Raw genomic sequence first — 18,722 nt, 5'->3', positions numbered from 1 at the left:
GATCGGCACCGAACCTATGAGGGCCGGCCGGCCGGGGCGATGGACTGGATCGGGTGGTCGTGGTGAATATCGCCGCCGCGCCGGAAGTCCCCCGGGCTCACGCCCGTCTCGCGCCGGAAGAAGCGGCAGAAGTACGCCGGGTCCGCCATGCCGACGCGCCGCGCCACCTGTCGTACCGTCATGTCGGTACGGGCCAGCAACCGCTTGGCCTCGTGCGTACGGGCCTCGCGGAGCAGCTGGCCGGGGGTCCGGCCGGTGGCGGTCTTGACGGCCTCCGCGAGGTAGCCGGAGGTCACCCCGATGCGCCGGGCGCAGGCGTGAACCGACCACAGCTCCGGGTCGGTGGCGCCCGCGATCAGCCGTGTGAACTCCTCGGTCACCGCTCGGGCCCGGTCGGAGACGGGCGCCTCAGGCACCTCGGGAGCGGCTCCGGCCGGCGGGGCGCCCAGCCGGGCCGCGCGTACGACGAGGACGTGGAGCAGTGCCCGCAGCACGGTCTCGAAGCCGTCGGCGCCCCGGCGGTACTCCTCGTCGAGCTCCGCCACCAGGTGGGACGTCTCCGCGTGGGCGCGGTCGTCCAGCGTCAGCCAGGGGCGCCCGCTCAGGTGCCGCAGGAGGTCGCGGTCACCGGGGTGGTCGAGGAGGAAGTCCTCGGTGAAGAGGACGACGGAGCCGTCCAGTCCGGTCACGTCCTGCCAGTGGTGCACCTGGCCGGGCGCGATGACGCACAGATGCGGCGGGCGCAGCTCCCAGCGGGCGAGGTCGACGACGTGGGCGCCGGCCCCGGCGGTGACGTGGACGATCTCGTAGAAGGTGTGCCGGTGTGGGAAGGCGGCCCGGGACATCGGGCCGATCGTGTCGAAGGTGCCGATGGCGAAGGGCATCACATTGGGCCTCACCACCTCCAGGCGGTGCAGGGGCGGCGCCCCCGGGGGCGGGGAGAGTTCCTTCGTCCCGGGTAACACCGTGGTTCCGCGCATCACCGGCCTCCGCATGGCTTCCGCATGGTCCAGACCAATCGCCGTGTGGGCACCACGATGGCACGGCGGCGCACCGCACGGAAGAGCGGCCGGCCGGGTGCCCACGCACCCGGCCGGCCGCTCCCACGGTCCGACGGTCCGACGGTCCGACGTCCGACCGCTACCGGACGAAGACCCCCGCCTGGCCCGCCAGGTCGAGGAAGTACTGCGGCGCGACACCCAGCACCAACGTGACGGCGACGCCGACGGCGATGGCCGTCATCGTCAGCGGCGACGGCACGGCCACCGTCGGCCCCTCCGGCTTCGGTTCGCTGAAGAACATCAGCACGATGACCCGGATGTAGAAGAACGCGGCGATGGCCGACGAGATCACACCGACGACCACCAGCGCCCCGGCGCCGCCTTCCGCCGCCGCCTTGAAGACGGCGAACTTGCCCGTGAAGCCCGATGTCAGCGGGATACCGGCGAAGGCCAGCAGGAACACCGCGAAGACGGCCGCCACGAGCGGCGAACGCCGCCCGAGCCCCGCCCACTTGGACAGGTGCGTCGCCTCGCCGCCCGCGTCGCGCACCAGGGTGACGACGGCGAAGGCGCCGATCGTCACGAAGGAGTACGCCCCCAGGTAGAACAGCACGGAGGAGACGCCGTCGGGCGTGGCCGCGATGACACCGGCCAGGATGAACCCGGCGTGCGCGATGGACGAGTAGGCCAGCAGCCTCTTGATGTCGGTCTGGGTGATGGCGATGACCGCGCCGGCCAGCATGGTGACGATGGCGACGCCCCACATGACGGGCCGCCAGTCCCAGGTGAGCCCCGGAAGCACCACGTACAGCACGCGCAGCAGGGCGCCGAACGCCGCCACCTTCGTCGCGGCCGCCATGAAGCCGGTGACCGGCGTCGGCGCGCCCTGGTAGACGTCCGGCGTCCACATGTGGAACGGCACCGCACCCACCTTGAACAGCAACCCCATCAGCACCATCGCGGTACCGATGAGCAGCAGCACGTCGTTGCCCATGGTCTCGGCGAGCGCCGGGGTGACGGCGGTGACCGAGCCGTCGACGACGTCGGCGATCCGGGCGTACGAGACCGAGCCCGCGTACCCGTACAGCAGGGCGACGCCGAACAGCAGGAACGCCGACGAGAAGGCGCCGAGCAGGAAGTACTTCACCGCCGCCTCCTGCGACATCAGCCGCTTGCGGCGGGCGACGGCGCACAGCAGGTAGAGCGGGAGGGAGAAGACCTCCAGCGCGATGAAGAGCGTCAGCAGGTCGTTGGCCGCGGGGAAGACGAGCATGCCGCCGACCGCGAACAGCATCAGCGGGAAGACCTCGGTGGTCGTGTGGCCGGCCTTGACCGCGGCCTTCTCGTGCTCGCTGCCGGGGACGGCGGCGGCCTCGGCGGCGAACGAGTCGACCCGGTGCCCGTGGTGGGCGGGGTCGAGCCGCCGCTCGGCGAAGGTGAACACCGCGACGAGCGAGGCCAGCAGAATGGTGCCCTGGAGGAACAGCGCGGGCCCGTCGACCGCGATGGCGCCCATCGCGGCGATGCCCGCCTTGGTGGAGCCGTACCCGCCGGCCGCCAGGCCGACCACCGCCGCGAAGGCGGCGGCCAGCGCGACGACGGTCAGGAACACCTGCGCGTAGTAGCGGGCCCGGCGCGGGACGAACGCCTCCAGGAGGATGCCCAGCACGGCGGCGCCCACCACGATCAGCGTGGGTGCCAGCTGGGTGTACTCGATGGTCGGCGCACCGATCTTGTCGACGGCGGCCGGTTCGGCTGCCGTCGTCCACAGGCTGTGGACAGCCCCTGCGGCTGCTGCGTTCACTTGGCCGCCTCCACTTCGGGTGCCGGGTCCTTCTGCTGTACGTCCGACATGGTGTGCCGCACCGCCGGATCGACGATCTCGGTCACCGGCTTCGGGTAGACGCCGAGGAGCAGCAGCAGCGCGATCAGCGGCGCGACCACCACCAGCTCACGGGCCTTGAGGTCGGGCATCGCCCGCACCTCCTCCTTCACGGGGCCGGTCATCGTCCGCTGGTAGAGCACCAGCGTGTAGAGCGCGGCGAGCACGATGCCGAAGGTCGCGATGACACCCGCGACCGGGTAGCGGGCGAACGTGCCCACCAGCACCAGGAATTCACTGACGAACGGCGCGAGCCCCGGCAGCGACAGCGTGGCCAGACCGCCGATCAGGAACGTCCCGGCGAGCACCGGGGCCACCTTCTGCACACCGCCGTAGTCGGCGATGAGGCGCGAGCCGCGCCGCGAGATCAGGAACCCGGCCACCAGCATCAGCGCGGCCGTCGAGATGCCGTGGTTGACCATGTAGAGCGTCGCGCCGGACTGGCCCTGGCTCGTCATGGCGAAGATGCCCATGATGATGAAGCCGAAGTGGGAGATCGACGCGTACGCCACCAGGCGCTTGATGTCCCGCTGGCCGACGGCCAGCAGCGCCCCGTACACGATGCTGATCAGCGCCAGCACGATGATCGCGGGGGTCGCCCACTTCGACGCCTCCGGGAAGAGCTGGAGGCAGAAGCGGAGCATCGCGAAGGTGCCGACCTTGTCCACGACCGCCGTGATGAGGACGGCGACCGGGGCGGTGGCCTCGCCCATGGCGTTGGGCAGCCAGGTGTGCAGCGGCCACAGCGGCGCCTTCACCGCGAAGGCGAAGAAGAAGCCCAGGAACAGCAGCCGCTCGGTGGTGGCCGCCATCTCCAGCTCGCCGCTCGCCCGCGCCGCGGCGATCTCCGTGAGCGAGAAGTTCCCGGCGACGACGTACAGCCCGATGACGGCGGCGAGCATGATGAGCCCGCCGACGAGGTTGTAGAGCAGGAACTTGACCGCGGCGTACGACCGCTGGGCGGCGGCGTTCTCGTCGGTGCCCGCGTGGGCCCGGTCCCCGAAGCCGCCGATGAGGAAGTACATCGGGATGAGCATGGCTTCGAAGAGGATGTAGAAGAGGAAGACGTCGGTGGCCTCGAAGGAGAGGATCACCATCGCCTCGACCGCCAGGATCAGGGCGAAGAAGCCCTGCGTCGGCCGCCAGCGCTTGGACTGGGTCTCCAGGGGGTCGGCGTCGTGCCAGCCGGCCAGGATGATGAACGGGATCAGCAGCGCGGTGAGCGCGATGAGCGCCACCCCGATGCCGTCCACGCCCAGTTCGTACCGCACACCGAAGTCCTTGATCCAGGTGTGCGATTCGGTGAGCTGGTAGCGGTCGCCGCCGGGCTCGAAGCGGACCGCGACGTACGCGGCCAGCACGAGCGTGGCGAGCGAGACGAGCAGCGCCAGCCACTTGGCGGCCGTGCGGCGCGCGGCGGGGACGGCGGCGGTGAGGATCGCGCCGACGGCCGGCACGGCCGCCGTCACCGTCAGGAGGGGAAAGGACATCGGGGTCACACTCCCCTCATCAGCAGGGTCGCGGCGATCAGCACCGCCGTACCTCCGAACATCGAGACCGCGTAGGAGCGGGCGAAGCCGTTCTGCAGCAGGCGCAGCCGGCCGGACAGGCCGCCGAACGAGGCGGCGGTGCCGTTGACCACCCCGTCGACCAGGGAGTGGTCGACGTAGACCAGGGAGCGGGTGAGGTGCTCGCCGCCGCGCACCAGGACGATGTGGTTGAAGTCGTCCTGGAGCAGGTCGCGGCGGGCGGCGCGGGTGAGCAGCGAGCCGCGCGGGGCGACGACCGGCACGGGCCGGCGGCCGTACTGCGCGTACGCGATGCCGACCCCGATCAGCAGCACGACGACCGTGGAGGCGGTCACCGCGCCCGCGCTGATCGGCGGGTGGCCGTGCTCGAACTGGGTCACCGGCTTCAGCCAGTTGACGAACGCGCTGTTGAGCGAGAAGAGCGCGCCCGCGAAGACCGACCCGAAGGCCAGCAGGATCATCGGGATCGTCATGGACTTCGGCGACTCGTGCGGGTGCGGCATCCGGCCGGCGTGGTCCTCGGCCGCGGGCTCGGCGCTCGGTACGGCGTCCGCGTCCGGGGCGGGCTGCCAGCGCTTCTCGCCGAAGAAGGTCATGAGCATCACGCGGGTCATGTAGTACGCGGTGATGCCCGCGCCCAGCAGCGCGACGCCGCCGAGGATCCAGCCCTCCGTGCCGCCCTTGGCGAAGGCCGCCTCGATGATCTTGTCCTTGGACCAGAAGCCGGAGAGTCCGGGGAAGCCGATGATCGCGAGGTAGCCGAGACCGAAGGTCACGAAGGTGACCGGCATGTACTTCCGCAGGCCGCCGTACTTCCGCATGTCGACCTCGTCGTTCATGCCGTGCATGACCGAGCCGGCGCCGAGGAACAGCCCGGCCTTGAAGAAGCCGTGCGTCACCAGGTGCATGATCGCGAAGGCGTACCCGATGGGGCCGAGACCGGCGGCCAGGATCATGTAGCCGATCTGCGACATCGTCGAACCGGCCAGCGCCTTCTTGATGTCGTCCTTGGCGCAACCGACGATCGCACCGAAGAGGAGCGTGACCGCTCCGACGACCGTGACCGCCAGCTGCGCGTCCGGGGCGGCGTTGAAGATCGCGCCCGAGCGGGTGATGAGGTAGACCCCGGCGGTCACCATGGTGGCCGCGTGGATCAGGGCCGAGACCGGGGTCGGGCCCTCCATCGCGTCCCCGAGCCAGGACTGCAGCGGCACCTGCGCGGACTTGCCGCACGCGGCCAGCAGCAGCATCAGCCCGATGGCCGTCAGCATGCCCTCGGACGTCTCACCGGTCGCGGAGAGCACCGGCCCGAAGGTGAAGGTCCCGAAGGTGGTGAACATCAGCATGATGGCGATGGACAGGCCCATGTCGCCGACCCGGTTGACCAGGAAGGCCTTCTTGGCCGCCGTCGCCGCGCTCGGCTTGTGCTGCCAGAAGCCGATGAGCAGGTACGAGGCGAGGCCGACGCCCTCCCAGCCGAAGTACAGCAGCAGGTAGTTGTCGGCGAGGACCAGCAGCAGCATCGCCGCGAGGAAGAGGTTCAGATAGCCGAAGAAGCGGCGCCTGCGCTCGTCGTGGGCCATGTACCCGATCGAGTACACGTGGATGAGCGTGCCCACGCCGGTGATGAGGAGGACGAACGTCATCGACAGCTGGTCCAGCTGGAAGGCGATGTCCGCCCGGAAGCTCTCCACCGGCACCCAGCTGAACAGGTGCTGGTGCAGCGCCCGCTCCTCGGCGCCCCTGCCCAGCATGTCGAAGAAGAGCACCGCCCCGACGGCGAAGGAGGCGGCGGCGAGCAGGGTGCCGAGCCAGTGGCCGGCCTTGTCCAGCCGCCGGCCGCCGCACAGCAGGACGGCCGCTCCCAGCAGAGGCGCCGCGACGAGCAGCGCGATCAGGTTTTCCACGATTCAGCCCCTCACAGCTTCATCAGGCTGGCGTCGTCGACCGAGGCCGAGTGGCGGGAACGGAACAGCGACACGATGATCGCGAGGCCGACCACGACCTCCGCGGCGGCGACGACCATCGTGAAGAAGGCGATGATCTGGCCGTCGAGATTGCCGTGCATCCGGGAGAAGGCGACGAGCGCGAGGTTGCAGGCGTTGAGCATCAGCTCCACGCACATGAAGACGACGATCGCGTTCCGCCGGATCAGCACCCCGGCCGCGCCGATGGTGAACAACAGGGCGGCCAGGTACAGGTAGTTGACCGGATTCACTGCGCGTTCTCCTCCTCGCGGTCCTGGGGCCGGGACGCCTGCGGCTCCGACGGGCCCCGGCCCAGGCGCTCCTCGGCGCGCTGCTCCAGCGCCTTGAGGTCCTCCAGGGCCTCGCGCGAGACGTCGCGGATCTGGCCTCGGGCCCGCAGGGTCTGGCTGACGCTGAGCTCGGACGGCGTGCCGTCGGGCAGCAGACCGGCGATGTCCACGGCGTTGTGCCGGGCGTAGACACCGGGCGCCGGCAGCGGCGGCAGCTGCTTGCCCTCGCGTACGCGCTGCTCGGCCAGCTCCCGCTGGGTACGGGCGGGCTCGGTGCGCTCCCGGTGCGTCAGCACCATCGCGCCGACCGTGGCCGTGATGAGCAGCGCGCCGGTGATCTCGAAGGCGAAGACGTACTTGCTGAAGATCAGCGCGGCGAGGCCCTCCACATTGCCGCCGGCGTTCGCCGTGGCGAGGCCGTTGAAGGTCTTCAGCGAGGCGCTGCCGATACCGGCGATGAGCAGGATGCCGAAGCCCAGTCCGCAGGCGGCGGCCCACCAGCGCTGGCCCTTGATCGTCTCCTTGAGCGAGTCGGCGGCGGTGACGCCGACCAGCATGACGACGAAGAGGAACAGCATCATGATCGCGCCGGTGTAGACGATGATCTGGACGACGCCCAGGAAGTACGCGCCGTTGGCGAGGTAGAAGACCGCCAGGATGATCATGGTCCCGGCGAGGCAGAGCGCGCTGTGCACGGCCCTCTTCATCAGGACGGTGCACAGCGCGCCGATGACGGCGACGATGCCGAGTACCCAGAACTGGACGGCCTCGCCCGTGGACGTCGTAGACGCGGCAAGGGTGTTCATGCCCCGATCACCTTCTTCGAGGCGGGCTCGTCCTCACCGAAGTCGGAAGCGCCCTCCTGCGGCTTCTCGCCCTTGCTGACGGCAGCCTGCTGGACCGTGCCCGGCGCGGCCTCCGTCACCAGGCCCCGGTAGTAGTCCTGCTCCGTCATGCCGGGGTGGATGGCGTGGGGGGTGTCCACCATGCCCTCCTCCAGGCCCGCGAGGAGCTGCTCCTTGGTGAAGATGAGGTCGGCCCGGGTGGAGTCCGCCAGCTCGAACTCGTTCGTCATCGTCAGCGCCCGCGTGGGGCAGGCCTCGATGCACAGACCGCACAGGATGCAGCGGGCGTAGTTGATCTGGTAGACGCGGCCGTAGCGCTCGCCCGGGGAGTAGCGCTCCTCGTCGGTGTTGTCCGCGCCCTCCACGTAGATGGCGTCCGCCGGGCAGGCCCAGGCGCACAGCTCGCAGCCGACGCACTTCTCCAGGCCGTCCGGGTGGCGGTTGAGCTGGTGCCGGCCGTGGAAGCGCGGCGCTGTCGTCTTCTTCTGCTCCGGGTACTGCTCGGTCAGCCGCTTCTTGAACATGGCCTTGAAGGTCACGCCGAAGCCGGCGACCGGATTCTGGAAGTTACTGTCAGACACCGTCGGCCTCCTTTCCGTCACTTGTAGTGTCCGGCCCACCACTGACAATCAGCGCCCGGTCACCGCGAGGCCGTCGGCGAGGCACCGGCGGCAGGGTCTGCCCGGGCAGCGGCGGTACGGGGAACCCGCCGGCCATCGGGTCGAACGCGGCGGGCGGCTCGCCGGTCCGCTCCGCTTCCTTCGCCTTCTTGTCGCGGAAGACGTCCGCCACGAAGGAGATCAGCAGCACCGCGATCACCGCGCCCGCCACGTACAGCACGATCTGCTGGAACTCGTAGTTCTCGTTGCGCAGCGCGCGCACCGTCGCGACGAGCATCAGCCAGACGACCGAGACGGGGATGAGGACCTTCCAGCCGAGCTTCATCAGCTGGTCGTAGCGGACGCGCGGGAGCGTGCCGCGCAGCCAGATGAAGAAGAACAGCAGCAGCTGCACCTTGACGACGAACCAGAGCATCGGCCACCAGCCGTGGTTCGCGCCCTCCCAGAAGGTCGAGATCGGCCACGGGGCGCGCCAGCCGCCCAGGAAGAGCGTCACGGACACCGCCGAGACCGTCACCATGTTCACGTACTCGGCGAGCATGAACATCGCGAACTTGATGGAGCTGTACTCGGTGTTGAAGCCGCCGACCAGGTCGCCCTCGGACTCCGGCATGTCGAAGGGGGCGCGGTTGGTCTCCCCGACCATCGTGACGATGTAGATGAGGAAGGAGACCGGCAGCAGGACGATGTACCAGCGGTCCGCCTGCGCCTCGACGATCGCCGACGTCGACATCGACCCCGAGTAGAGGAAGACGGACGCGAAGGCGGCGCCCATCGCGATCTCGTAACTGATCATCTGCGCGCACGAGCGCAGTCCGCCCAGGAGCGGGTACGTCGAGCCCGACGACCAGCCGGCCAGCACGATGCCGTAGATGCCGACGGAGGCGACGGCGAGGATGTAGAGCATGGCGATCGGCAGGTCGGTCAGCTGCATCGTCGTGCGCTGCCCGAAGATCGAGATCTCGTTGCCGGCCGGGCCGAAGGGGATCACGGCGATCGCCATGAACGCGGGGATGGCGGCGACGATCGGCGCGAGCACGTACACGACCTTGTCGGCCCGCTTGACGATCAGGTCCTCCTTCAGCATCAGCTTGACGCCGTCCGCGAGGGACTGGAGGAGGCCCCAGGGGCCGTGCCGGTTCGGCCCGATGCGCAGCTGCATCCAGGCGACGACCTTGCGCTCCCACACGATGGAGAAGAGCACCGTGATCATCAGGAAGGCGAAGCAGAAGACCGCCTTGATCACCACGAGCCACCAGGGGTCGCGGCCGAACATGGACAGGTCTTCCGCCGCCAGGGTGTACGGGATCATGCCTCCACCTCCGTGCGGTCCGCGGAGATCGGGGTCGCGGCGCCGATGCGCACCAGGTCGCCCGGGCGGGCGCCCAGGGACGACAGGGCGCCGCCGGGGGTCGAGTTGAGCGGGAGCCAGACCACGCGGTCCGGCATCGGCGTCACCCGCAGCGGCAGTTCGACCGAGCCGGAGGGGCCCGTCACCGCCAGCAGGTCGCCGTCCTTGACGCCGGTCTCCGCCGCCGTGGCCGCCGAGAGGCGGGCGAGGGAGGCGTGGCGCGTCCCCGCCAGGGCCTCGTCGCCCTCCTGCAGCACGCCGAGGTCCAGCAGCATCCGGTGGCCCGCCAGCACCGCCTCGCCCGCGGCCGCGTGGGGCAGCGGACGACCGGACGCCACCGGGTCGGACGCCCGCGTGCCGTCCCAGGCGCCGAGCCGGTCCAGCTCGCGGCGTACGGCCTTCACGTCCGGCAGCGCGAAATGCACGTCGAGCGTGTCGGCCAGCATGTGCAGCACACGCGCGTCGGCCGGGGCGAGCGTGCGCGTCATGTGCTCCGGCTTCAGCGCGGCCTCGAACATCCGGACCCGGCCCTCCCAGTTGAGGAAGGTGCCGGGCTTCTCGGCGACCGCGGCCACCGGGAGGACGACGTCCGCCCGCTCCGTGACCTCGCTCGGCCGCAACTCCAGCGACACCACGAAGGCCGCGTCGAGCGCCTCACGCGCGCGTGCCGGGTCCGGCAGGTCCGCCACCTCGACGCCCCCGACCAACAGGGCACCCAGCTCACCAGTGGCGGCGGCCTCCACAATCTGGCCGGTGTCGCGCCCGAAGCGGTGCGGCAGTTCCCGTACGCCCCAGGCGGCGGCGACCTCCTCCCGCGCGCGCGGGTCGGTCGCGGGCCGCCCGCCGGGCAGCAGCGAGGGGATGGCACCCGCCCAGAGGGCGGCGCGCTCCCCGGCCCGGCGCGGGATCCACACCAGCTCCGCCCCGGTCGCCGTCGCGGCGCGCACGGCCGCGGTCAGCGCGCCCGGCACCGCGGCCAGCCGCTCGCCGACCAGGAGCACCGCGCCGGGCTGCCGCAGCGCCTCCGCAGCGGCAGTGCCGTCGGCGTCCAGCCCCGTGCCGGAGGCCAGGGCGTCCAGCCACTCGGTCTCGGTCCCGGGCGCGGCCGGCAGCAGCGTGCCGCCCGCCTTCTCCAGGCCCCGCGTGGCGTGCGACGCGACCGCGTACGTCCGCTGGCCGTGCTTGCGCCACGCCTTGCGCAGCCGCAGGAAGACGCCCGGCGCCTCCTCCTCCGCCTCCAGCCCCACCAGCAGCACCGCCGGGGCCTTCTCCAGGGAGGTGTACGTGACGCCGTGCCCGTCCAGGTCGCGGCCGCGCCCGGCGACCCGCGCGGCGAGGAAGTCGGCCTCCTCGCTGCTGTGCACCCGCGCCCGGAAGTCGACGTCGTTCGTGTCGAGGGCGACGCGCGCGAACTTGGCGTAGGCGTACGCGTCCTCGACCGTCAGCCGCCCGCCCGCCAGGACGCCCGTGCGCCCCCGGACCAGCCCGCGCGCGGCCGCCTCCAGGGCTTCCGGCCAGGAAGCCGGCGCGAGGACGCCGTCCTCGCCGCGCACCAGCGGCGTCGTCAGCCGGTCACGCTGCTGCGCGTACCGGAACGCGAACCGCCCCTTGTCGCACAGCCACTCCTCGTTGACCTCCGGGTCGTTGGCGGCGAGCCGCCGCATGACCTTGCCGCGCCGGTGGTCGGTGCGCGTGGCGCAGCCGCCCGCGCAGTGCTCGCAGACCGACGGGCTGGAGACCAGGTCGAAGGGGCGGGAGCGGAACCGGTACGCGGCCGAGGTCAGCGCGCCGACCGGGCAGATCTGGATGGTGTTGCCGGAGAAGTACGACTCGAAGGGGTCGCCCTCGCCCGTGCCGACCTGCTGGAGCGCGCCGCGCTCGATCAGCTCGATCATCGGGTCGCCCGCCACCTGGTTGGAGAACCGGGTGCAGCGCGCGCACAGCACGCACCGCTCGCGGTCGAGCAGCACCTGCGTGGAGATCGGCACGGGCTTGGCGTACGTCCGCTTCTGCCCCTCGAAGCGGGAGTCGGCCTGGCCGTGCGACATGGCCTGGTTCTGCAGCGGGCACTCGCCGCCCTTGTCGCAGACCGGGCAGTCCAGCGGGTGGTTGATGAGCAGCAGCTCCATCACACCGACCTGCGCCTTCTCGGCGACGGGCGAGGTCAGCTGCGTCTTGACGACCATGCCGTCGGTGCAGGTGATGGTGCAGGACGCCATCGGCTTGCGCTGGCCCTCCACCTCGACGATGCACTGCCGGCAGGCGCCGGCAGGGTCGAGGAGCGGGTGGTCGCAGAACCGGGGGATCTCGATGCCGAGCTGCTCGGCGGCGCGGATCACCAGCGTCCCCTTGGGGACGGAGATCTCGATCCCGTCGATGGTCAGCGTGACGAGGTCCTCCGGCGGGACGGCAGCCGCGCCGCCCCCGGCGGGGTTGGACGCCATGACGGTCATGCCGTCACCTCCACGTGGTTGTCCGCCCAGGCGGTCGACTTGGCCGGGTCGAAGGGGCAGCCCTTGCCCGTGATGTGCTGCTCGTACTCGTCGCGGAAGTACTTCAGCGAGGAGAAGATCGGCGAGGCGGCGCCGTCGCCGAGGGCGCAGAACGACTTGCCGTTGATGTTGTCGGCGATGTCGGCCAGCTTGTCGAGGTCGCTCATGGCGCCCTTGCCCGCCTCGATGTCGCGGAGCAACTGCACCAGCCAGTACGTGCCCTCGCGGCACGGGGTGCACTTGCCGCACGACTCGTGGGCGTAGAACTCGGTCCACCGCGTCACGGCCCGCACCACGCAGGTCGTCTCGTCGAAGCACTGGAGCGCCTTGGTCCCGAGCATCGAACCGGCGGCGCCCACGCCCTCGTAGTCGAGCGGCACGTCGAGGTGCTCGTCGGTGAACATCGGCGTCGACGAGCCGCCGGGCGTCCAGAACTTCAGCCGGTGGCCGGGACGCATCCCGCCGCCCATGTCGAGCAGCTGGCGCAGCGTGATGCCGAGCGGTGCCTCGTACTGGCCCGGCGAGGCGACATGGCCGCTGAGCGAGTACAGCGTGAAGCCCGGGGACTTGTCGCTGCCCATCGACTTGAACCAGTCCTTGCCCCGGTTCAGGATCGCGGGAACCGACGCGATGGACTCGACGTTGTTCACCACAGTGGGGCACGCGTAGAGACCGGCGACCGCGGGGAAGGGGGGACGAAGCCGGGGCTGGCCACGGCGGCCTTCGAGCGAGTCGAGCAGCGCGGTCTCCTCACCGCAGATGTACGCGCCCGCGCCCGCGTGCACGGTGAGTTCGAGGTCGAGTCCGCTGCCGAGGATGTTCGTGCCGAGGTAGCCCGCCGCGTACGCCTCCCGCACGGCCTGGTGCAGCCTGCGCAGGACGGGGACGACCTCGCCGCGCAGGTAGATGAAGGCATGGTTCGACCGGATCGCGTAGCAGGCGATCACGATCCCCTCGATGAGGGAATGCGGGTTCGCGAAGAGGAGCGGGATGTCCTTGCAGGTCCCGGGCTCCGATTCGTCGGCGTTGACAACAAGATAGTGCGGCTTGCCGTCGCCCTGCGGGATGAACTGCCACTTCATGCCGGTGGGGAAGCCCGCGCCGCCCCGGCCGCGCAGGCCGGAGTCCTTGACGTACGCGATGACGTCGTCGGGCGACATGGCGAGGGCCTTGCGCAGACCCTCGTACCCCTCGTGCCGCTTGTACGTCTCCAGCGTCCAGGAGTGCGGATCGTCCCAGAACGCCGACAGGACCGGCGACAGCAGCTTCTCGGGGCTGGTCATCTCGGTGGCCAACGTCATCACTCCCCCTCCTCGGTGACCGGGCCGGACGGGTGCTGCGGGTCGGAGGCCGAGGTCGGCTGCGGCGCGTCGTGCGAGCTGAGGTGCCCGGAGCCGGGCGCCGGCTCGTCCTGCGGGGCCTCGCCGCGCGGGTGGACCACGCGCGCGCCGGGTGCGGCCTCGCCCTTGGCGAGCCGGAGCCCGACGAGCGAGGCGGGGCCCGCGCCGCCCGACGCCTCGACCGCGCCGGGGCGCTCGTCCGGGAAGCCGGCCAGGATGCGGGCGGTCTCCTTGTACGTGCACAGGGGCGCGCCGCGGGTCGGGGTGACCGGGCGGCCGGCGCGCAGGTCGTCGACGAGCCGCTTGGCGGTCTCGGGCGTCTGGTTGTCGAAGAACTCCCAGTTGACCATCACCACGGGCGCGAAGTCGCAGGCGGCGTTGCACTCGATGTGTTCGAGGGTGACCTTGCCGTCCGGCGTGGTCTCGTTGTTGCCGACACCGAGGTGCTGCTTCAGCTCGTCGAAGATGGCGTCGCCGCCCATGACGGCGCACAGGGTGTTGGTGCACACCCCGACCTGGTAGTCGCCGGAGGGCTTGCGCCGGTACATGGTGTAGAAGGTGGCGACGGCGGTGACCTCGGCGGTGGTCAGGTCGAGGGTCTCCGCGCAGAACCTCATGCCGGTGCGGGAGACGTAGCCCTCCTCCGCCTGCACCAGGTGCAGCAGCGGCAGCAGCGCGGAGCGGCTGTCGGGGTAGCGGGCGACGATCTCCCGGGCGTCCGCGTCCAGCCGGGCCCGCACCTCGGCGGGGTAGTCCGGGGCGGGCAGCTGGGGCATGCCCAGGCTGACCTCTTGATTGGCGGTCACCGGTCGACGCCTCCCATCACGGGGTCGATGGACGCGACGGCGACGATGACGTCGGCGACCATGCCGCCCTCGCACATCGCCGCCATGGCCTGCAGGTTGGTGAACGACGGGTCGCGGAAGTGGACCCGGTAGGGGCGGGTACCGCCGTCGGAGACGACGTGCGCGCCGAGCTCCCCCTTGGGCGACTCGACGGCGGTGTACGCCTGCCCGGGCGGGACCCGGAAGCCCTCGGTCACCAGCTTGAAGTGGTGGATCAGGGCCTCCATGGAGGTGCCCATGATCTTCTTGATGTGGTCCAGCGAGTTGCCGAGGCCGTCCGGCCCGAGGGCGAGCTGCGCGGGCCAGGCGATCTTCTTGTCGGCGACCATCACCGGGCCGGGCTCCAGCCGGTCCAGGCACTGCTCGACGATCCGCAGCGACTGGCGCATCTCCTCCAGCCGGATGAGGAAGCGGCCGTACGCGTCGCAGGTGTCGGCGGTCGGGACGTCGAACTCGTACGTCTCGTAGCCGCAGTACGGGTCGGTCTTGCGCAGGTCGTGCGGGAGGCCGGCGGAGCGCAGGATCGGGCCGGTGACCCCGAGGGCCATGCAGCCGGCCAGGTCGAGGTAGCCGATGTCCTGCATGCGGGCCTTGAAGACGGGGTTGCCGGTGGCGAGCTTGTCGTACTCCGGCAGGTTCCGCTTCATCGTCTTCACGAACTCGCGGAGCTGGTCGATGGCGCCGGGCGGCAGGTCCTGGGCGAGGCCACCGGGCCGGATGAACGCGTGGTTCATGCGCAGGCCGGTGATCAGCTCGTACAGGTCCAGGATCAGCTCGCGGTCCCGGAAGCCGTAGATCATGATCGTGGTGGCGCCGAGCTCCATGCCGCCGGTGGCGATGCACACCAGGTGGGAGGAGAGGCGGTTGAGCTCCATCAGCAGCACGCGGATGACGGAGGCGCGGTCGGGGATCTGGTCCTCGATGCCGAGCAGCTTCTCCACGCTCAGGCAGTACGCCGCCTCGTTGAAGAAGGGCGTCAGGTAGTCCATGCGCGTGACGAACGTGGTGCCCTGCGTCCAGGTCCGGAACTCGAGGTTCTTCTCGATGCCGGTGTGCAGGTAGCCGATGCCGCAGCGGGCCTCGGTGACGGTCTCGCCGTCGAGCTCCAGGATGAGCCGGAGCACGCCGTGCGTGGACGGGTGCTGCGGGCCCATGTTGACGACGATCCGCTCGTCGTCGGCCTTGGCCGCGGACTGGGCGACCTCGTCCCAGTCGCCGCCGGTGACCGTGTAGACGGTGCCCTCGGTGGTCTCGCGGGCGCTGGCAGGTGGAGTGGTCACGAGTACGACCTCCGCTGGTCCGGAGCCGGGATCTGGGCGCCCTTGTACTCGACGGGGATGCCGCCGAGGGGGTAGTCCTTGCGCTGCGGGAAGCCCTGCCAGTCGTCCGGCATCATGATCCGGGTCAGGGCGGGGTGGCCGTCGAAGATCAGGCCGAAGAAGTCGTACGTCTCGCGCTCGTGCCAGTCGTTGGTTGGGTAGACCTCGACGAGCGACGGGATGTGCGGGTCCGCGTCGGGCGCGGAGACCTCCAGCCGGATCAGCCGGCCGTGGGTGAGCGAGCGCAGGTGGTAGACGGCGTGCAGCTCGCGCCCCTTGTCGCCCGGGTAGTGGACGCCGCTGACGCCCGTGCAGAGCTCGAAGCGCAGGGCGGGGTCGTCGCGCAGGGTGCGGGCGACGCGGAGCAGGTGCTCGCGGGCGATGTGGAAGGTGAGCTCGCCGCGGTCGACGACCGTCTTCTCGATGGCGTTCTCGGGGACGAGTCCCTGCTCCTCCAGAGCGCCTTCGAGCTCGTCGGCGACCTCGTCGAAGTACCCGCCGTAGGGGCGGGTGGCCTCGCCGGGGAGGCGGATGGAGCGGACCAGACCGCCGTAGCCGGAGGTGTCGCCGCCGTTGTTCGCGCCGAACATGCCGCGCTGGACGCGGATCTCCTCACCGCCCTGGCCCCGCTGGCCGGGGAGGTTCTGCGCGCTGAGTTCCTTGTCGGGATTCGGCTGTGGCTCACTCACCGGAGCAGCCCCTTCATCTCGATCGTCGGCAGCGCCTTGAGCGCCGCCTCCTCCGCCTCGCGGGCCGCTTCCCGCGCGTTGACGCCGAGCTTGGAGCTCTGGATCTTCTGGTGGAGCTTGAGGATCGCGTCCATCAGCATCTCCGGACGCGGCGGGCAGCCCGGCAAATAGATGTCAACGGGAACAATGTGGTCCACGCCCTGCACAATCGCGTAGTTGTTGAACATTCCGCCCGACGATGCGCACACCCCCATGGAGATCACCCACTTCGGGTTGGGCATCTGGTCGTAGACCTGGCGCAGGACGGGCGCCATCTTCTGGCTCACCCGGCCGGCCACGATCATCAGGTCGGCCTGGCGCGGTGAGCCGCGGAAGACCTCCATGCCGAAACGCGCCAGGTCGTACCGCCCGGCGCCGGTCGTCATCATCTCGATGGCGCAGCAGGCGAGACCGAAGGTCGCGGGGAAGACGGACGCCTTGCGCACCCAGCCCGCGGCCTGTTCGACCGTCGTCAGCAGAAAACCGCTCGGCAGCTTCTCTTCGAGTCCCATGTCGGTGCCCCTCAGCCCCTTAAGTCCTCAAGTCCTCTAGGTCCCTCTAGGTCCTCAGTCCCAGTCCAGGCCGCCGCGCCGCCAGACGTAGGCGTAGGCGACGAAGACGGTGAGCACGAAGAGCAGCATCTCCACGAGCCCGAAGAGCCCGAGTGCGTCGAAGCTGACGGCCCAGGGGTAGAGGAAGACGATCTCGATGTCGAAGACGATGAAGAGCATCGCCGTCAGGTAGTACTTGATGGGGAAGCGGCCGCCGCCGGCCGGTGTAGGCGTCGGCTCGATACCGCACTCGTACGCCTCAAGCTTCGCCCTGTTGTACCGCTTTGGGCCGATAAGCGTGGCCATGACCACGGAGAAGATCGCAAACCCTGCCCCGAGGGCGCCGAGCACGAGGATGGGCGCGTAGGCATTCACGCTCCTCGCTCCTTCCAGTCGTCCTTGACCGTTGGACCGCACCGGGCATCCGTCTCGCCGCCTCGCGAAGATCGTGTACATGTGAGGCAGTTCACAAGCCCGACTGCTTCGCATCCTATGCCCGTCGATCTGTGATCTGCGACACGGGGTACGACAACGTCTTTGTGATCTCCACCACCTGGCGAAGGATCATGAATTCGGATGAACGGTGATCTTGGTACACCCCGTGGTCGAATGACCTCATAACGTGACACCGGAGGGTGTTACCGCTGGTCGAGAGGGGTGTGCCCTATCAAGACATGGCCGCTACAGGCAAATTCGCCATGGACTCTCCCGAGTGATAAAGGAGCTCACCTCACCCGCGCGAGGGGGTCGCCGGGACCGAAGTGGACGCGTGCGCGTTTTCACGATCTTTTGGACGGCTCCCCGCGCCCGGGGCCGTGATCACTCCGTGACCTGCATCACACGAATCCCGCCCCGCCAATAGCGGGCTTGGCCACCGGGGCGCCGGAGTGGTAAGCGCGCGGCAATTCGGGCGTTTCGCGGAAAGCACATGATCACGGGCTTGATCACGACAGTCCGCATTGTCCGTTACGGCGTCAATAAGGGCCCCGATGAAGCGGATTCGGGCATTCCACACGCAACTGTGGCGCACCCCACGTTTCTTGAAGGGAACCGCCACACCCTGATAGCGGTTGTACTCATGTCCCACACCGCTCACATACCCAGCCACCGGAAGCCCCGCCGCAGCGCCTCGAAGCTCTCGCTGCGCGCCGGAGTTGCCGGTGGCGTCCTCAGCACCGTCGCGGTGGCCGGTGCCGCCGGCCCGGCCCAGGCCGAGCCGGTGACCGAGACCATCGAGATGCCCGCGCTCAACGGAGAAGACCTCTCCGCGCACCTGTCGAGCGCCGTCGCCGCCTCCGCCGAGGCGACCCAGCAGATCGCCCTCGACACCGAGCTCCAGGCCCTGGAGGACGCCGCGGCGGCCAAGGCCGCCAAGGAGGCCAAGAAGGCCAAGCAGGAGGCCGAGCGCAAGGCCGAGGCCGAGCGCAAGGCTGAGGAGAGGGCCCGTGCCGAGGCCCAGGAGCGCGCCAACCGCTCCTCCGAGCGCACCACGCTCGCCGCCTCCGGCTCCGACTCCGGCTCCGGTCTCGGCTCCGACGAGGGCGGCTCCTACGACTCCGCGCCCGCCACCGGCTCCGCGTCGGCGATCATCGCCTTCGCCCGCGCCCAGGTCGGCGACGCGTACGTCATGGGCGGCACCGGCCCCAACTCCTGGGACTGCTCCGGCCTCGTGCAGGCCGCGTACCGCCAGGCCGGCATCGACCTTCCGCGGGTCTCCGGCGCCCAGTCGAGCATGGGCACCTCGGTCTCGCTCGACAACCTCCAGCCCGGCGACATCCTCTACTGGGGCAGCCGGAGCAACTCGTACCACGTGGCGATCTACGTCGGCGGTGGCAAGTTCGTCGGCGCGCAGAACCCCGGCACCGGTGTCGTCGAGCGCTCGCTCGACTACGACCCGCCGTCCGGCGCGGTCCGCCTGCTCTGATGACGGGCACACAGCCGTAAGGGCCGTCGCTCTCCCGC

General features: G+C 70.2%; 16 protein-coding genes. 1 reads left to right on the top strand and 15 read right to left on the bottom strand.

Annotated features, from left to right (window positions below; all coding sequences use genetic code 11):
• Positions 1–14 precede the first annotated feature (14 nt).
• The 15 genes from ABZX67_RS22365 to ABZX67_RS22295 form a co-directional block, all read right to left on the bottom strand.
• Positions 15–980, bottom strand: coding sequence for an AraC family transcriptional regulator (locus ABZX67_RS22365; RefSeq protein WP_355362818.1), 966 nt, complete (start codon positions 978–980; stop codon positions 15–17).
• A 160-nt stretch (positions 981–1,140) separates the two neighbouring features.
• Positions 1,141–2,805 (bottom strand): NADH-quinone oxidoreductase subunit NuoN, encoded by a 1,665-nt coding sequence (gene nuoN, locus ABZX67_RS22360; RefSeq protein WP_355362816.1) that lies wholly within the window; start codon positions 2,803–2,805, stop codon positions 1,141–1,143.
• Positions 2,802–4,373, bottom strand: coding sequence for an NADH-quinone oxidoreductase subunit M (locus tag ABZX67_RS22355; RefSeq protein ID WP_355362814.1), 1,572 nt, complete (start codon positions 4,371–4,373; stop codon positions 2,802–2,804). The genes nuoN and ABZX67_RS22355 overlap by 4 nt, the downstream gene beginning before the upstream one ends.
• Before the next feature lie 5 nt (positions 4,374–4,378).
• Positions 4,379–6,319 carry an NADH-quinone oxidoreductase subunit L gene (nuoL, locus tag ABZX67_RS22350; protein ID WP_355362812.1) on the bottom strand — a complete coding sequence of 647 codons (1,941 nt, stop codon included), beginning with the start codon at positions 6,317–6,319 and terminating at the stop codon, positions 4,379–4,381.
• A gap of 11 nt (positions 6,320–6,330) precedes the next feature.
• Entirely contained in the window at positions 6,331–6,630 is a 300-nt protein-coding gene (gene nuoK, locus ABZX67_RS22345) for an NADH-quinone oxidoreductase subunit NuoK (protein WP_064070011.1), read from the bottom strand.
• Positions 6,627–7,475, bottom strand: a complete 849-nt coding sequence (locus tag ABZX67_RS22340) for an NADH-quinone oxidoreductase subunit J (RefSeq protein WP_355362810.1) — start codon at positions 7,473–7,475, stop codon at positions 6,627–6,629. The genes nuoK and ABZX67_RS22340 overlap by 4 nt, the downstream gene beginning before the upstream one ends.
• The gene (gene nuoI / locus ABZX67_RS22335; protein ID WP_355362808.1) at positions 7,472–8,095 is read right to left on the bottom strand and encodes an NADH-quinone oxidoreductase subunit NuoI; all 624 of its coding nucleotides are present in this window, start codon (positions 8,093–8,095) and stop codon (positions 7,472–7,474) included. The genes ABZX67_RS22340 and nuoI overlap by 4 nt, the downstream gene beginning before the upstream one ends.
• Complete coding sequence (gene nuoH, locus ABZX67_RS22330) at positions 8,088–9,446, bottom strand: NADH-quinone oxidoreductase subunit NuoH (RefSeq protein WP_355362806.1); 1,359 nt, start codon at positions 9,444–9,446, stop codon at positions 8,088–8,090. Before nuoH ends, nuoI begins: the two co-directional genes overlap by 8 nt.
• Positions 9,443–11,938: an NADH-quinone oxidoreductase subunit G gene (locus ABZX67_RS22325; RefSeq protein WP_355362804.1), complete on the bottom strand. Its 2,496-nt coding sequence runs from the start codon at positions 11,936–11,938 to the stop codon at positions 9,443–9,445. Before ABZX67_RS22325 ends, nuoH begins: the two co-directional genes overlap by 4 nt.
• The gene (nuoF, locus tag ABZX67_RS22320) at positions 11,935–13,278 is read right to left on the bottom strand and encodes an NADH-quinone oxidoreductase subunit NuoF (protein WP_355362802.1); all 1,344 of its coding nucleotides are present in this window, start codon (positions 13,276–13,278) and stop codon (positions 11,935–11,937) included. Before nuoF ends, ABZX67_RS22325 begins: the two co-directional genes overlap by 4 nt.
• Positions 13,278–14,093 carry an NADH-quinone oxidoreductase subunit NuoE gene (nuoE, locus tag ABZX67_RS22315; protein ID WP_355362836.1) on the bottom strand — a complete coding sequence of 272 codons (816 nt, stop codon included), beginning with the start codon at positions 14,091–14,093 and terminating at the stop codon, positions 13,278–13,280. Before nuoE ends, nuoF begins: the two co-directional genes overlap by 1 nt.
• Positions 14,094–14,119: 26 nt before the next feature.
• Complete coding sequence (locus tag ABZX67_RS22310; protein WP_355362800.1) at positions 14,120–15,442, bottom strand: NADH-quinone oxidoreductase subunit D; 1,323 nt, start codon at positions 15,440–15,442, stop codon at positions 14,120–14,122.
• Complete coding sequence (locus tag ABZX67_RS22305; protein WP_355362798.1) at positions 15,439–16,170, bottom strand: NADH-quinone oxidoreductase subunit C; 732 nt, start codon at positions 16,168–16,170, stop codon at positions 15,439–15,441. Before ABZX67_RS22305 ends, ABZX67_RS22310 begins: the two co-directional genes overlap by 4 nt.
• Positions 16,167–16,721, bottom strand: a complete 555-nt coding sequence (locus tag ABZX67_RS22300; RefSeq protein ID WP_126885586.1) for an NADH-quinone oxidoreductase subunit B — start codon at positions 16,719–16,721, stop codon at positions 16,167–16,169. Before ABZX67_RS22300 ends, ABZX67_RS22305 begins: the two co-directional genes overlap by 4 nt.
• 54 nt (positions 16,722–16,775) lie before the next feature.
• Entirely contained in the window at positions 16,776–17,135 is a 360-nt protein-coding gene (locus ABZX67_RS22295) for an NADH-quinone oxidoreductase subunit A (protein WP_031077122.1), read from the bottom strand.
• Between the two features lie 703 nt (positions 17,136–17,838).
• Between ABZX67_RS22295 and ABZX67_RS22290 the strand changes: the two genes are divergently transcribed.
• The gene (locus tag ABZX67_RS22290) at positions 17,839–18,684 is read left to right on the top strand and encodes a C40 family peptidase (protein WP_355362795.1); all 846 of its coding nucleotides are present in this window, start codon (positions 17,839–17,841) and stop codon (positions 18,682–18,684) included.
• The last annotated feature ends 38 nt before the right edge of the window (positions 18,685–18,722 follow it).

The sequence above is a fragment of the Streptomyces sp. NPDC003036 genome (assembly GCF_040611175.1).
In the GTDB taxonomy this organism is placed as follows: Bacteria; Actinomycetota; Actinomycetes; order Streptomycetales; family Streptomycetaceae; genus Streptomyces.
The sequence above is the reverse complement of the archived record's forward strand: the minus strand, read 5'-3'. Positions and strand labels throughout refer to the sequence as shown.